The organism is Mycobacterium sp. NTMscope_MAC_269 (assembly GCF_976985695.1).
Map to the genome: position 1 here is coordinate 742,185 of NZ_OZ335668.1, position 13,441 is coordinate 755,625.

Consider the following 13,441-nt stretch of genomic DNA (forward strand, 5'->3'; position numbering starts at 1 on the left):
TGCAGAACGAAGTGATGAGGAGGAGGCGGTGAATCGACCCACCGCCGACGATGCAGAACGAAGTGATGAGGAGGAGGCGGTGAATCGACCCACCGCCGACGATGCAGAACGAAGTGATGAGGAGGAGGCGGTGAATCGATATGGCTGACCCGGCGCGGGCCCGCCGACTGGCCAAGCGGATCAACACCATCGTCGCCTCGGCGATCGAGTTCGAAATCAAGGACCCGGGGCTGGACGGGGTCACCATCGTGGATGCGAAGGTGACCGCCGACCTGCACGACGCCACAGTGTTCTACACGGTGATGGGACGGACGCTGGACGACGAGCCGGACTACGGCGCCGCCGCGGCCGCACTGGAGCGGGCCAAGGGTGCGCTGCGCACCATGGTCGGTGCGGGCACCGGCGTGCGTTTCACCCCCACCCTCACGTTCACTCGCGACACCACGTCGGACAACGTGCAGCGGATGGACGAGTTGCTGGCGCGGGCTCGCGCCGCGGACGCTGATCTGGCGCGGGTTCGTTCGGGCGCCAAGCCGGCTGGGGAGGCCGATCCATACCGGGATAGCGGATCGGGCGTTGAGCCCGGCCTCGACGGGAGCATCGGTGACGACGACCAACGCGAATACTGAACTGGCCGGTGTGGGTGCACGCGTCGACGCGCCGGCCGCCGTCGAGCTGCTATCGGACGCCGCCACCGTCGCGGTGATCGCCCACGTGCATCCCGACGCCGACACCATCGGCGCCGGGTTGGCGCTGGGTTTGGTGCTCGACAAGTGCGGCAAGCGGGTCGAGGTCAGTTTCGCCGAGCCCGCCGGTCTGCCGGAATCGCTGGCCTCGCTGCCGGGCCGCCGGCTGCTGGTCAGCCCGGACGCGATGCGTCGCGACGTCGACCTCGTTGTCACCGTGGACGTTCCGAGCGTCAAGCGCCTCGGCGCGTTGAGCGACCTCGCGATGTCGGGCGCCGAGGTGCTGGTGATCGACCACCACGCCTCCAACGACGTGTTCGGCACCGCCAATTTCGTTGACGTGTCGGCCGATTCGACCACGATGATGATCGCCGACATTCTCGACGCCTGGGGCAAGCCCATCGAACCCGACGTCGCGCACTGCATCTATGCCGGCCTGACGACCGATACCGGATCGTTCCGCTGGGCCAGCGCGCGCGCCCTTCGCCTGGCCGCCCGGCTGGTCGACGCCGGCGTGGACAACGCCGCGATCAGCCGGACCCTGATGGACACCCATCCGTTCGGCTGGCTGCCGCTGCTGTCGCGCGTGCTGGCCTCGGCCCAGTTGCTGCCCGGCGCGGCCGGCGGTCGCGGACTGGTGTATGCCGTTGTCGGCCACCAGGATTGGAGCGGTTCCCGCCCGGAGGAAGTCGAAAGCATAGTCGACATCGTGCGGACCACGCAGCAGGCCGAGGTGGCCGCGGTCTTCAAGGAGATCGCGCCGGGACAGTGGTCGGTGTCGATGCGGGCCAAGGCCGAGGTGGACCTCGCGACGGTCGCATCCGCGTTCGGCGGGGGCGGGCACCGGCTGGCGGCCGGCTACTCGACCACCGGCTCGATCGACGACGCCGTGGCGGCGCTGCGCACTGCCCTCGGGTGACCGCAGGGGATCGACCTAACGCCGGGGGCCGCCAGATCGCCGGCCTGGCGCTGCCCGCGCTGGGCGTGCTGGCGGCCGAACCGCTCTATCTGCTCTTCGATACCGCGGTCGTCGGCCGGCTCGGCGCCCTGAGCCTGGCCGGGCTGGCCATCGGCGGGCTGCTGCTCAGCCTGGTGGGGTCGGACCTCACCTTTCTTTCCTACGGCACGACGGCGCGCTCGGCCCGCCACTTCGGCGCCGGGAACCGGGCGCAGGCGGTGGCCGAGGGCGTGCAGGCGACCTGGTTGGCGCTGGGGCTGGGCGCGCTCGTCGTGATCGTGGTGCAGGCGGCGGCGGTGCCGCTGGTATCGGCCATCGCCGGCGGCAAAGCGGGGGGAGAGGCGATCGCCGCAGCGGCACTGCCATGGCTGCGGATCGCGATCTTCGGCGCCCCGGCCATTTTGGTGTCGCTGGCGGGTAACGGGTGGATGCGCGGGGTGCAGGACACCGTGCGCCCGCTGCGTTATGTGGTTGCCGGATTTGGGCTTTCGGCGCTGCTGTGCCCGCTGTTGGTCTACGGCTGGCTGGGATTGCCGCGCTGGGGGCTGGCCGGGTCGGCGGTGGCGAATCTGGCGGGCCAGTGGCTGGCCGCGGTGCTGTTCGGAGGCGCGTTGCTGGCCGAGCGGGCGCAGTTGAGGCTGGACCGCGCCGTGCTGCGAGCTCAACTCGTGATGGGCCGCGATCTGGTGGTGCGCACGTTGGCTTTTCAGGCCTGCTTCGTCTCGGCGGGCGCGGTCGCCGCCCGTTTCGGCGCGTCGGCGCTGGCCGCGCATCAGGTGGTGCTGCAGCTGTGGGAATTCCTTGCGCTGGTGCTGGATTCGTTGGCGATAGCGGCGCAAGCGCTTGTGGGCGCCGCACTGGGCGCCGGTGACGCCGCGCACGCCAAATCGGTGGCGCGGCGGGTGACGCTGTTCTCGACGGCGGCCGCCGCACTGCTGGCCGCGGTGTTCGCGGTCGGGTCTTCCGCGCTGCCCGAACTATTCACCGACGACCGTTCGGTGCTGGCCGCGATCACGGTGCCGTGGTGGTTCCTGGTTGCTCAATTACCCTTTGCCGGAATAGTTTTCGCGCTGGACGGCGTGCTACTGGGCGCGGGGGATGCGGCCTTCATGCGCACCGCCACCGTGATCAGCGCGCTGGTCGGCTTTTTGCCATTGATCTGGCTGTCACTGGTGTTCGACTGGGGTCTGGCCGGCATCTGGTCGGGACTGACCATGTTCGTGGTGCTGCGGCTGATCTTCGTTGGCCGGCGGGCGATCTCGGGCCGCTGGGCAAGCTGACGGCAACTCATCACGCGGGGTCAGACCGAGCATCATTGCCATGAGACCGTGCCGGAATGTCAGTCCCGGTGACCCATCCGCGGCAGCCGGCGGTGCGTCGTCGTCGGTGGTTGGCAACGAAACCGCGGTCGGCTCGGTATCCGGGGTGGGCGCAGACCAATTGGGCGGCACCGACAACGATCCCACCCAGACCGCGTTACCCGGGCCCGTGGTCGCCACGCGAACACCGGAGAAGTCCGGCGACCACGCAGACGGACGGTTCACAGGGCCCGTTCTCCCACCGCTCACCCGGCCCTCGCGAGCTCAGCCGCGAGGTCGCCACCGGAAACGCTGCGGGCCCACTCGGCGAGCCCTTCAACGTTGAGCTGGGGCTGAATTCCAGCGGTTCCCGCCAGGCCCGGTGAGCCCGCCATGGGTGCGGCCACCAATGCACCAGACGCGTTAGGCGTGACGGGGGTGACGACGGCGGGGCCGGTTGTGAAGAATGAGGCGCTGGCGGGGCTGGTGCTCTGAATGAGATTGAGGTCGGTGGCGAGCCCGGCGGTTTCGGTGACCCAACCGCCGGCGGTGCCGGGGGTTCCGGTGACGGAGCCGCCTGGGACGGTGATCACCCCGGAGCCGCCGGCCCAGTGTTCAAAAGTACCGCTCAAGATCATGCCCGAGCCCGCGGGCAGATTGTCCAAGCCCGCCCCGAGGGACCCCGCGGTGCCGTCGGCTAATTGGTAGGTGAGGTTTCCGTTGGCAACGTAGACAAGGAGTTGGTTGCCGGCGTTGGAGACAAAGTCGACGGGGTAGCCGTTGTTGACGGTGACGGTCACGCCTACGTGAACGATGGCGCCGCCGGGTGCGACGTTGACGCTGCTGCCCGCCGGCAGGGGCGGGTCGACGCCGACGCTCGTGGTGGTTTGCGTGCTGAGCTGGGCGAGGGACTGGGTGCGCGTGCTGGTGGTGTTGCCGACGATCTGAGTCATCGCGCGGGCCTGGTCGACCTGGCCTGTCGGATTCGTCGTGCGCGGCGGTTCGTCCACGGGTTGGAGTGTGCTCGCGACCCAGGACGCGGCGGCGTAGCCATACATCGCGGCGACGTCCTGCAGCCAAAACTCCGTGTACTGGGCTTCGGTGGCCGCGATCGCCGCGGTGTTCTGCCCGAAGAAATTGGTCGCGATCAGTGCCAGCAGTTGCGCCCGGTTGGCCGCGATCACCGGCGGAGGAACCGTCATGGCGAATGCCGCCTCGTAGGCCGCCGCGGCGGCGTAGGCCTGGGCGGCGGTCTGGGCCGCCGCAGCGGCGCTGGCCTGCAGCCACGCCACATAAGGCGTCGCCGCCGCCGCCATCAACACCGACGACGGACCCGACCACGCCTGACCGTTCAGCGCCGAGATCTCCGACGTGTAGCCCGCCGCGGCGGATTCGAGCGCGGCGGCCAGCGCGTCCCAGGCTGACGCGGCCGCCAGCAGCGGGCCGGCACCGGGACCGGCATACATGAGCCCGGAGTTGACTTCCGGCGGTAGTGCTGCAAAATCCACGAGTCCACCGAGCTTTCGCAGTCAAAAGACGGAAAATACTTGGCAAAAGTACAACAGGACTATTCCGGTCACGCTTGGACGCGACGAATTATCTGGACTTAATTGTCAGCCGCGACGCCGGGTAAAGAACTGCCAGAGAAAAGTCGCCGTTACTAGCCCCACCTGCGGCGATCCCGGATGCGTTTGCTGAGGGCCATGCCAGGAAACAATAAAAAGGCACCGGGAAGTGGTATAGGTATTTCCGTTTAGGGGCGACGCTATCGATGCCATCACAATTTCGACGGCTTACGGCCTTCAACGTGGCGCCATCGGCCTGCCGCCGGCTATTCGACCATCGGTTGCTAAAACGCCCAGCTGCCCGAGCGCTGCACGACGAATCCGTGGTCGCCGCTGGTGGTGTCCAGGCAGGCGACCAGATTGTCGGCGCCCACCGCGCAGGTGACGTTGAGGTAGGTCAACTTCTGGCCCGCGGCCAACAGTTTGGCGCCCGTGGGCAGCGCGGGCGGGTTTCCGTCGCATCCGCTGTAGGACATGCGGCTCAATTGGTAGCCGGGGCCCTTGAAGTCGACCGAGCCCACGACGCAGTCACCCGGCCGTGGGCGGCCGCCGGGGATGGGGACGTCGTCCATGCCGGACATGTCGCCCTTGCACTTGATGTCCTGCGAGGGTTTCGGCGCGGGAGCCGGCCCGCCGTAGAAGTCACAGACCAGGGCGTACGGGGCGGAAAAATTGATCCGGGGGGAGGCGCCCGCGTTGCCGGTGCTCAGGTAGCCGTCGGCCGCGACGGCGGTGAAGCCGTCGAGATTGGGAAATCCCGGTGGTGGCTGCGCGGCCGCGTGCGGCGCGCCGGCCGCGGCCGCCGATGCAGTAAGCGCCAGGCCGGCGAGCGCCCTGCTGATTCCGACAACGGCGTTCATCACCTGATCGTATTGGGTGGCCGCAACCGGCCGGAATGGGCAGGTCCCGTCAGCGGACCTGAGCGCGCCCGCGTTGCAGCACGGCCTCACGGTTGGCGGCGATGTCGTCGCCGCTGGTCCGGAATTGCCGGGCCGCTGTCGCCTCCTGCCACAGCCCCGCGCTGGTCTGCGCGTCGTCGATGCGGTGATAGGACGCCAGCAGCGCCCGCACCGCGTCCTGGTTGTTCCCGACGATCGATGCCGCGACCTGACGCGCGGTGCCCAGCAGCTGCTCGTGCGGTACCACCTCGGTCACCAGTCCGGCGCGCAGCGCGTCGGCGGCGGATAGGTAGTCACCGGTCATGCTCATCCGTCGGGCCAGGCCGATGCCCACCTTCTGCGGTAACCGCACGCTCAGTCCCCAGGTGGGCAGCAGGCCCACCCGGGCGTGCGTGTCGGCGAAGCGGGCGTTCTCCGAGGCGATCAGAATGTCGCAGTACAGGGCCAGCTCCAGGCCGCCGGTCACCGCGGCACCGTTGATCGCGCCGATCACCGGCTTGCTCATCGCCGGCCACCGCGGCGAAATGTCCGGAAGCGCCGAGGAATCCCCGAGCTCCTTGAGATCGAGTCCCGCGCAGAACACCGGGTCGGCGCCGGTGACGATGACGACGTCGACGTCGTCATCGGTTTCGGCATCGGCCAGCGCGCCGAAGAAGCGGTCCCGCAACGCCGAGGACAGCGCGTTGCGCGATTGGGGACGGTTGAGGGTCAGGGTGCGCACCCGGTCCTCGGTGTCGATCAGCAGGATCTCGTCGGTCATGAGTGCAACCGTAGCCAGTCGCCCCGGGCCGCCGGTGGCCCGGCTGTCCCCGGGCCGACGCGACAACGGGCGGCGCCGCAGGGCAGCGCTTATCGTTGGCATCATGTGCCGGAACATCACCGAACTGCGCGGTCTACAGCCGGCGGCCACCGCCGAGGAAATCGCGGCGGCGGCCCGCCAGTATGTGCGCAAGGTCAGCGGCATCACCCACCCCTCGGCCGTCAACGCCGAGGCGTTCGAGGAAGCGGTCGCCGAAGTGACCGAGACGACGACGCGCCTGCTCGCGGGGCTGGCCCCGCGGCGTCAGCCGCCCAAGACGGTGCCGCCGTTGCGCCGGCCCGAGGTGGCGGCCCGACTGGCCGGTGCGACATGACGGTCACCGCCACGATGCCCGCCCTCAAAGAGTGGAGCGCCGCGGTCCACGCCCTGCTCGACGGCCGCCAGCGGGTGCTGCTGCGCAAGGGCGGCATCGGTGAGAAGCGATTCGACCTGGCCGCCCACGAATTCCTGTTCTTCCCGACGGTCGCACACAGCCACGCCGAGCGGGTGCGTCCCGAGCATCAAGACTTGCTCGAGCCCGCCTCCGCCGACAGCACCGACCACGAGCTGGTGATCCGCGCCGCCGCGAAAGTGGTTGCGGCGGTGCCGGTTAACCGGCCGGAAGGCCTTTCGGGCATCGAGGACCTGCACATCTGGACGCCCGAGTCGGTGCGCACCGACCGCCTCGATTTTCGCCCCAAACACAAGCTTGCCGTGCTGGTTGTGTCGGTGATCCCGCTGGCCGATCCGGTGCGCATCGCGCGGACCCCCGAATACGCCGGCTGCAAAAGCTGGGTGGAGCTGCCGGTGCGCGCGCCGTTGGCGCCGCCGGTCCACGACGACCGCGTGCTAGGCGCGGTCGCCACCCGCGTCCGCGACGCCGTTGGCTGACAACTCGGCCGGGCCGGCGGGCAGCACCAGCCGGGAGCGCCCGTAGCGCACGCTGTGGGTGACCGGCGTGGCGTGCCGGGCGGTCAGCACCGGCTCGTCGCTGCCGAGATTGTGCGCATAGCGCGGGGACCAACTGCCGGCGATCAGCACCCGGATGCGCGAGCCGGCCCGGAAGCGGTGGGCGATGCCGTCGAGCTCGAGGCGAACGATCTTCTCCGCCTTCGTCTTCGCCGCGCCGTCCAACCGGCGGTAAGCCTCGCTGACGTTGCGCGACCGGCCCTTGGGATCGACCTCGCTCACGCGCACGAACAGGTCGACGTGGGGATTGTCGGCGCCGTGCGCGAGCTCGACGACCGGGGGGCCGTAGGCGTACAGGTCCTCGGTGAGGGCGGCGCTGGTGAATGCCAGCACGTCGTCACGCGACGCGAGCCGACTGTCGTCGCGGTAACCGCCGTAGGCGGACAGCAGCGGGCCGCCGGTGGTGGGTGTCGGATCGGCCGGATCGTAGCGAAATGTGGCCGGGGACAGCCCTTTCAGCGTCGGGGCGGTCTCGCCCAGATAACCGCCCGGCCGCAAATAAAACGCGCGGTCGGTGGTGGCGGGAGGCCACGCGGGCAGGCTGCGCCAGGCCTGGCCCCGGTCCACCCCGGTCACATAGATCCGGACCGGGCTGGGCCGGGAGGCGGGGGCGTCGCCCAGGTGGGTGCCCAGCCAGTCCAGTGACTCCTGGGCGCAGGTGGCCAGGCCGGTGGTCAGCAGCTGGGTGTGCGTCCACGGACCGACGGTGAGCGCGACGTCGACTCCCCGGCCGCGCAGATGCGCGTACTGCTGCAGCGTCTGCCGGATGAAGAGGTCCTGCCAGCCGCCGATGAGCAGGACGGGCACCTGCACGCGGTCCAGCGCCTCGTTGCACCGCAACGCATTCCAGAACGGATCGTCGGGATCGCTGTGCTCGACCCAGGATTCGAACCACGGCGCGCCCGCGCCGAGCAGGGCCCGCGCGGCCTCGCCCAGCGGCGCCGCGGCCGCGGCCTGGGCCACTTTGCGGCGGCTCTGCAACTGGCGCAGCCCGGACCGGACGCGCACCGGGTCCTCCTGGTGCGCCACCATGTCGCTCCAGCCCAGGAAGTCGTTAACCGCGAACGCCCCTGTGCCCCAAGTAGATTCGTTGAAGTCGTGCGGACCCACCGCGATCACCGCGGTGGTCAGTTCCGGCGGGGGATCCTGCAGTAGGGCCCACTGGGTGAACCCCAGGTACGACATGCCGATGGTGGCGAAGCGGCCGGTGAACCACGGTTGCTCCCGCAGCCACGCGACGGTGTCGGCGCCGTCGTCGACCTCGCTGGCCATCGGCTCGAAAACCCCGTCCGATCCGAAAGTTCCGCGCACGCTCTGCAGCACCACGTGGTAGCCGCGCGCGGCGTAGAGCGCACCGAATATCAGGGTGAACGGGAATCCGCGCCCGTAGGGGCCGCGGACCAGCAAGGTGCCGGCGGCCGCGGTGGTGGCGGGCGCGTAGTGGTCGGCCACCAGCTGGACCCCGTCGCGCATCGGCGCGCGCACGCGCTCGACGGTGTAGTCGGTAATCGCCGGTGGCAGACCCAGCAACCGGCCGAGGGCCTTGCCGCCCAAGTGTTTCAGGGTGTGCAAAGCCGGCTGCGCGGGTCGGATCGAGGTGACGCTCACCCTAGAACTTGTAATACGGAGCGAGGTCGTTGGCGCGCTGCAGGTTGGTCTGCATGCAATCGACCTCGGGATCGGAGTAGACGGTCGAGTAGTACAGCGCCTGCTGCAGCACCCCGTAGCTGGTCTTGAACACGACCATGCAGGAGTAGAACCAGTAGCTGTTGTGATAGGTCGGCTTGAGCACCCAGTACTGCGCGGCGCGGTGGCCCGCGATCGTCGTCTCGACGGCGTCGGCGGGCAGCGAGGCCTCATAGGTGCGCCAGATGATCGGCTCGACGGCCACCTGATAGTTCCCGGCGTCGAAGTGGCAGCGCAGGCCGTCCTCGTGTTCGGGCGGCGTGAATCCCAGCCCGAGTCGCTGGACGACGTCGAACGGGATGTCCTCGCACGCGTCGAACGGACGCGGATCGGTGGTCGCCACGATCGGACTTTTCATCGTGGTTTCCATCGGCTGGGCGGTCGACCGCAGCTCGACGGAGCGATCGCCGCCCGGCGTCCAAGGGTCTTGCGTGCCGGTCAGCAATCCCACCGTGCCCCCGATGGCCGCTGTGAGCAGCGCACCAAGCGCCCCCATCAGACGAACATTGGCGAACACGACACCCCCTGACGCCGCAGCGGTCCTTTCGGGGGAGTGTACAAGTCGCGCGCACGACGTCACAGGCAAACCTGAACTTGTTCTAATTCACGCGCTCACCGGGCGTGAAAGCGGCGTGCCCGGCTCGGGTCGTTAGGGTGGTTATTCGTGGCTGGGCAGAGATCGGGGCAGGACTCGACCAACGGTGGGCAACCGACGCTGTGGGCGGTGTCCGACCTGCACACCGGTCACCTCGGCAACAAGCCCGTCACCGAATCGCTGCATCCGTCGTCGCCGGACGACTGGCTGATTGTCGCCGGCGACGTCGCCGAGCGCACCGACGAGATCCGTTGGGCCCTTGACCTGCTGCGGCGCCGGTTCGCCAAGGTGATCTGGGTGCCGGGCAATCACGAGCTGTGGACCACCACTCGCGACCCCGTGCAGATCTTCGGTAAGGCGCGCTACGACTACCTGGTCAACATGTGCGACGAGATGGGTGTGATCACGCCCGAGCATCCGTTCCCGGTCTGGACCGAGCGCGGCGGTCCGGCCACGATCGTGCCGATGTTTTTGCTCTACGACTACAGCTTCTTGCCCGAGGGGGCCACGAGCAAAGCCGAGGGCCTGACCATCGCGCGGGACCGCAACGTGGTGGCCACCGACGAGTTCCTGCTCTCCTCGGAGCCGTACCCCACCCGCGAGGCGTGGTGCCGCGAGCGCCTGGAGATCACCCGCGCCCGCCTCGAAGCGCTGGACTGGATGACCCCGACCGTTCTGGTCAACCATTTTCCGTTGGTCCGCGATCCCTGCGACGCGCTGTTCTACCCGGAGTTCTCGCTGTGGTGCGGAACCACCAAGACCGCCGACTGGCACACCCGCTACAACGCCGTCTGTTCGGTCTACGGTCACCTGCACATCCCGCGCACGACCTGGTATGACGACGTGCGCTTCGAAGAGGTGTCGGTGGGCTATCCGCGGGAATGGCGGCGCCGCAAGCCGCCCAGCTGGCTGCGCCAGGTGCTGCCGGATCCGCAGTACGCGCCGGGCGACCTCAACGACTTCGGGGGCCACTTCGAGATCACCCCCGAGATGCGGCAGCAGGCCACGCAGTTCCGGGAACGGTTGCGGCAGCGGCAATCACGATGACGGGGGAGCACACGCTGGTGTCCTCCGTGCTGCCGGCCTCCGACGGGCTGGCCTACTCGGAGGTGTATTCCGATCCGCCCGACCTCGCCCCGCTGCCCGAAGAGGAGCCGTTGATCGCGAGGTCGGTGGCCAAGCGGCGCAACGAGTTCATCACCGTCCGGCACTGCGCCCGGATCGCGCTGGGCGAACTCGGCCTGCCGCCGGTGCCGATCCTCAAGGGGGAGAAGGGAGAACCCTGCTGGCCCGACGGCGTGGTCGGCAGCCTCACCCATTGCACGGGTTACCGCGGCGCGGTGGTGGGCCGCACCGGCGCGCTGCGCTCCGTGGGCATCGACGCCGAACCGCACGACGTGCTGCCCGACGGCGTGCTCAACGCGATCAGCTTGCCCGCCGAACGCACCGAGATCCCCGCCAACGTGTCGGGGGATCTGCATTGGGACCGAATCCTGTTCTGCGCCAAGGAGGCAACGTACAAGGCGTGGTTCCCGCTGACCAAACGGTGGCTGGGCTTCGAGGACGCCCACATCACGTTCGAGTCCGACGGGCCCGGTGCGGCGACGGGCCGGTTCGTCTCGCGGATCCTGATCGATCCCGCGGCGCTGTCCGGTCCGCCGCTGACCGAGCTGGCGGGCCGGTGGTCGGTCGAGCGCGGGCTGGTGCTCACCGCCATCGTGCTATGAGCGGCCCGGGCATCGTCGTCGTCGACAAGCCGCCCGCGATGACCAGCCATGACGTGGTCGGCCGCTGCCGCCGGATCTTTGCCACGCGCCGGGTGGGGCACGCGGGGACGCTGGACCCGATGGCCACCGGGGTGCTGGTGATTGGCATCGAGCGCGCCACCAAGATCCTCGGCCTGCTCAGCGCCGCCACCAAGTCGTACACGGCCACCATCCGCCTGGGGCAGAGCACGTCGACCGACGACGCCGAGGGCGAACCGGTGCGCAGCGTCCCGGCGGGGCACCTGGCCGCCGAGGCGATCGAGACCGCCGTGGGCGCGCTGCGCGGCGACATCCAGCAGGTGCCGTCGACGGTCAGCGCCATCAAGGTGGGCGGCAAGCGCGCCTACCGGTTGGCCCGCGAGGGCCACTCCGTCGAGCTCGAGGCCCGCCCGGTGCGCATCGACCGGTTCGATGTGCGCGAGGTCCGGGCTGGCATCGACGTCGTCGACGTCGACGTCGAGGTCGACTGTTCGTCGGGAACCTATATTCGTGCGCTGGCCCGCGATCTGGGCGCCGCGCTCGGGGTGGGCGGGCACCTGACGGCGTTGCGACGCACCCGGGTCGGCCGCTTCGGGCTGGATCTGGCGTACTCGCTCGACGAGCTGGCGGAGCGGCCGCGGCTGAGCTACAGCCTCGACGAGGCCTGCCTGCTGATCTTTCCGCGCCGCGACCTGTCCGCCGAGGAGGCCGACGCCGCCGGCAACGGCCGGTCCCTGCCGCCGGCCGGCATCGACGGCGTCTACGCCGCGACCGACCCCGACGGCCGGGTGATCGCGCTGCTGCGCGACGAGGGCGCGCGGACCAAATCGGTTGTTGTGATCCGCCCGGCGACGATGCAGTCCGGAACGGACTGAGGAGGAGTCGGGCCATCAACTTCCGCCCGGCGACGATGCAGTCCGGAACGGACTGAGGAGGAGTCGGGCCATCGAAGACGCCCGGCGGCGCTCTAGCGGGTCCCGGCCGAGCGGTTGGTTGGGCTACGTTGCACACTGGAACATCTACGGGGGTAGGGGAAAGGACAACGATGTCTAACAAGGTGTATGTCGTCGGCGTCGGCATGACGAAATTCGAGAAGCCGGGTCGCCGTGAGGGCTGGGATTACCCGGACATGGCGCGCGAATCGGGAACCAATGCGCTGGCGGACGCGGGCATCGCCTACCACGAGGTGCAGCAGGGCTACGTCGGCTACGTCGCCGGTGATTCGACGTCCGGGCAGCGCGCGCTCTACGAGCTCGGCATGACCGGGATCCCGGTCGTCAACGTCAACAACAACTGCTCCACGGGCTCCACGGCGCTCTTCCTGGCCGCGCAGGCCATCCGCGGCGGCATCGTCGACTGCGCGATCGCGCTGGGCTTCGAGAAGATGCAGCCCGGTTCGCTGGGCGGCGGAGCGCAGGACCGCGAGTCCCCGATGGCCAAACATGTCAAGGCGATGGCCGAGATCGACGAGTTCGCGATGCCCGTCGCTCCGTGGATGTTCGGCGCCGCCGGCCGCGAGCACATGAAGCAATACGGCTCCACCGCAGAGCATTTCGCCAAGATCGGCTACAAGAATCACAAGCACTCCGTGAACAACCCGTTCGCCCAGTTCCAGGAGCCCTACACCCTCGAAGACATCCTGGCGGCGCGGATGATCTCCGACCCGCTGACCAAGCTGCAGTGTTCGCCGACCTCCGACGGGTCCGGCGCGGCGATCCTGGCCTCGGAAAGCTTCGTCGACAGCCACGGGCTGGCCGGCCAGGCCGTGGAGATCGTCGGCCAGGCCATGACCACCGACTTCGCATCGACGTTCGACGGCAGCGCCAAGAACCTCATCGGCTACGACATGAATGTGCAAGCCGCGCAACAGGTCTACGACCAGTCCGGGCTGGGGCCGCAAGATTTCCAGGTGATCGAGCTGCACGACTGCTTCTCGGCCAACGAGCTGCTGCTCTACGAAGCCCTGGGCCTGTGCGGGCCGGGTGAGGCGCCCAAGCTGATCGACAACAACGACACCACCTACGGCGGCCGCTGGGTGGTCAACCCGTCGGGCGGCCTGATCTCCAAGGGGCACCCGCTGGGCGCGACCGGGCTGGCGCAGTGCGCGGAGCTGACCTGGCAGCTGCGCGGGACCGCCGAGGCGCGTCAGGTCGACAACGTCAGCGCCGCACTGCAACACAACATCGGGTTGGGCGGCGCCGCCGTCGTCACCGCCTACCAGCGCGCCGAACGCTAAGGGCG

Annotated in this window: 15 protein-coding genes; 9 read left to right on the forward strand and 6 right to left on the reverse strand. The window is 69.2% G+C overall.

The window, feature by feature from the left end:
• The first annotated feature begins 140 nt into the window (after positions 1–140).
• The 3 genes from rbfA to ACZ50Z_RS03695 are packed head-to-tail and all read left to right on the forward strand — an operon-like array spanning position 141 to position 2,924.
• A complete protein-coding gene (rbfA, locus tag ACZ50Z_RS03685) occupies positions 141–629 on the forward strand; it encodes a 30S ribosome-binding factor RbfA (RefSeq protein WP_009957591.1) in 489 nt (162 codons plus the stop codon).
• Entirely contained in the window at positions 604–1,605 is a 1,002-nt protein-coding gene (locus tag ACZ50Z_RS03690; protein WP_464482313.1) for a DHH family phosphoesterase, read from the forward strand. The genes rbfA and ACZ50Z_RS03690 overlap by 26 nt, the downstream gene beginning before the upstream one ends.
• A complete protein-coding gene (locus ACZ50Z_RS03695; protein ID WP_464482314.1) occupies positions 1,602–2,924 on the forward strand; it encodes an MATE family efflux transporter in 1,323 nt (440 codons plus the stop codon). Before ACZ50Z_RS03690 ends, ACZ50Z_RS03695 begins: the two co-directional genes overlap by 4 nt.
• Here the strand turns inward: ACZ50Z_RS03695 and ACZ50Z_RS03700 are convergent.
• The 4 genes from ACZ50Z_RS03700 to ACZ50Z_RS03715 all read right to left on the reverse strand — a co-directional run bounded on the left by ACZ50Z_RS03700 (position 2,811) and on the right by ACZ50Z_RS03715 (position 6,166).
• Complete coding sequence (locus ACZ50Z_RS03700) at positions 2,811–3,212, reverse strand: PPE family protein, SVP subgroup (protein ID WP_464482315.1); 402 nt, start codon at positions 3,210–3,212, stop codon at positions 2,811–2,813. The genes ACZ50Z_RS03695 and ACZ50Z_RS03700 overlap by 114 nt on opposite strands.
• Positions 3,209–4,450 (reverse strand): PPE family protein, encoded by a 1,242-nt coding sequence (locus ACZ50Z_RS03705; protein WP_464482316.1) that lies wholly within the window; start codon positions 4,448–4,450, stop codon positions 3,209–3,211. The genes ACZ50Z_RS03700 and ACZ50Z_RS03705 overlap by 4 nt, the downstream gene beginning before the upstream one ends.
• Before the next feature lie 341 nt (positions 4,451–4,791).
• Positions 4,792–5,367 (reverse strand): hypothetical protein, encoded by a 576-nt coding sequence (locus tag ACZ50Z_RS03710; protein ID WP_464482317.1) that lies wholly within the window; start codon positions 5,365–5,367, stop codon positions 4,792–4,794.
• 49 nt (positions 5,368–5,416) lie between these two features.
• On the reverse strand, positions 5,417–6,166 hold the full coding sequence (locus ACZ50Z_RS03715; RefSeq protein WP_464482318.1) for an enoyl-CoA hydratase: 750 nt from the start codon (positions 6,164–6,166) through the stop codon (positions 5,417–5,419).
• Between the two features lie 103 nt (positions 6,167–6,269).
• Here ACZ50Z_RS03715 and ACZ50Z_RS03720 point away from each other — a divergent pair, with 103 nt between their 5' ends.
• Both ACZ50Z_RS03720 and ACZ50Z_RS03725 read left to right on the forward strand, forming a co-directional pair.
• A complete protein-coding gene (locus tag ACZ50Z_RS03720) occupies positions 6,270–6,539 on the forward strand; it encodes a DUF2277 family protein (protein ID WP_464482319.1) in 270 nt (89 codons plus the stop codon).
• Entirely contained in the window at positions 6,536–7,096 is a 561-nt protein-coding gene (locus tag ACZ50Z_RS03725; protein WP_464482320.1) for a DUF1802 family protein, read from the forward strand. The genes ACZ50Z_RS03720 and ACZ50Z_RS03725 overlap by 4 nt, the downstream gene beginning before the upstream one ends.
• Here ACZ50Z_RS03725 and ACZ50Z_RS03730 read toward each other — a convergent pair.
• Both ACZ50Z_RS03730 and ACZ50Z_RS03735 read right to left on the reverse strand, forming a co-directional pair.
• Entirely contained in the window at positions 7,055–8,782 is a 1,728-nt protein-coding gene (locus ACZ50Z_RS03730; protein ID WP_464482321.1) for a CocE/NonD family hydrolase, read from the reverse strand. The genes ACZ50Z_RS03725 and ACZ50Z_RS03730 overlap by 42 nt on opposite strands.
• Position 8,783: 1 nt before the next feature.
• Positions 8,784–9,377: a DUF3558 domain-containing protein gene (locus tag ACZ50Z_RS03735; RefSeq protein ID WP_464482322.1), complete on the reverse strand. Its 594-nt coding sequence runs from the start codon at positions 9,375–9,377 to the stop codon at positions 8,784–8,786.
• 147 nt (positions 9,378–9,524) lie between these two features.
• On the opposite strand from ACZ50Z_RS03735, the gene ACZ50Z_RS03740 reads away from it, so the two are divergent.
• From ACZ50Z_RS03740 to ACZ50Z_RS03755, 4 genes are all read left to right on the forward strand, one after another.
• Entirely contained in the window at positions 9,525–10,502 is a 978-nt protein-coding gene (locus ACZ50Z_RS03740; protein WP_464482323.1) for a metallophosphoesterase family protein, read from the forward strand.
• Entirely contained in the window at positions 10,499–11,182 is a 684-nt protein-coding gene (pptT, locus tag ACZ50Z_RS03745; RefSeq protein WP_464482324.1) for a 4'-phosphopantetheinyl transferase PptT, read from the forward strand. The genes ACZ50Z_RS03740 and pptT overlap by 4 nt, the downstream gene beginning before the upstream one ends.
• Positions 11,179–12,075, forward strand: coding sequence for a tRNA pseudouridine(55) synthase TruB (truB, locus tag ACZ50Z_RS03750; RefSeq protein WP_464482325.1), 897 nt, complete (start codon positions 11,179–11,181; stop codon positions 12,073–12,075). The genes pptT and truB overlap by 4 nt, the downstream gene beginning before the upstream one ends.
• Before the next feature lie 170 nt (positions 12,076–12,245).
• The gene (locus ACZ50Z_RS03755) at positions 12,246–13,436 is read left to right on the forward strand and encodes a lipid-transfer protein (protein ID WP_464482326.1); all 1,191 of its coding nucleotides are present in this window, start codon (positions 12,246–12,248) and stop codon (positions 13,434–13,436) included.
• The last annotated feature ends 5 nt before the right edge of the window (positions 13,437–13,441 follow it).

Coding starts and splice junctions, on each gene's coding strand:
- rbfA (WP_009957591.1), top strand. CDS start 141: ATGGCTGACCCGGCGCGGGCCCGCCGACTGGCCAAGCGGATCAACACC.
- ACZ50Z_RS03710 (WP_464482317.1), bottom strand. CDS start 5,367: ATGAACGCCGTTGTCGGAATCAGCAGGGCGCTCGCCGGCCTGGCGCTT.
- ACZ50Z_RS03715 (WP_464482318.1), bottom strand. CDS start 6,166: ATGACCGACGAGATCCTGCTGATCGACACCGAGGACCGGGTGCGCACC.
- ACZ50Z_RS03720 (WP_464482319.1), top strand. CDS start 6,270: ATGTGCCGGAACATCACCGAACTGCGCGGTCTACAGCCGGCGGCCACC.
- ACZ50Z_RS03725 (WP_464482320.1), top strand. CDS start 6,536: ATGACGGTCACCGCCACGATGCCCGCCCTCAAAGAGTGGAGCGCCGCG.
- pptT (WP_464482324.1), top strand. CDS start 10,499: ATGACGGGGGAGCACACGCTGGTGTCCTCCGTGCTGCCGGCCTCCGAC.
- truB (WP_464482325.1), top strand. CDS start 11,179: ATGAGCGGCCCGGGCATCGTCGTCGTCGACAAGCCGCCCGCGATGACC.
- ACZ50Z_RS03755 (WP_464482326.1), top strand. CDS start 12,246: ATGTCTAACAAGGTGTATGTCGTCGGCGTCGGCATGACGAAATTCGAG.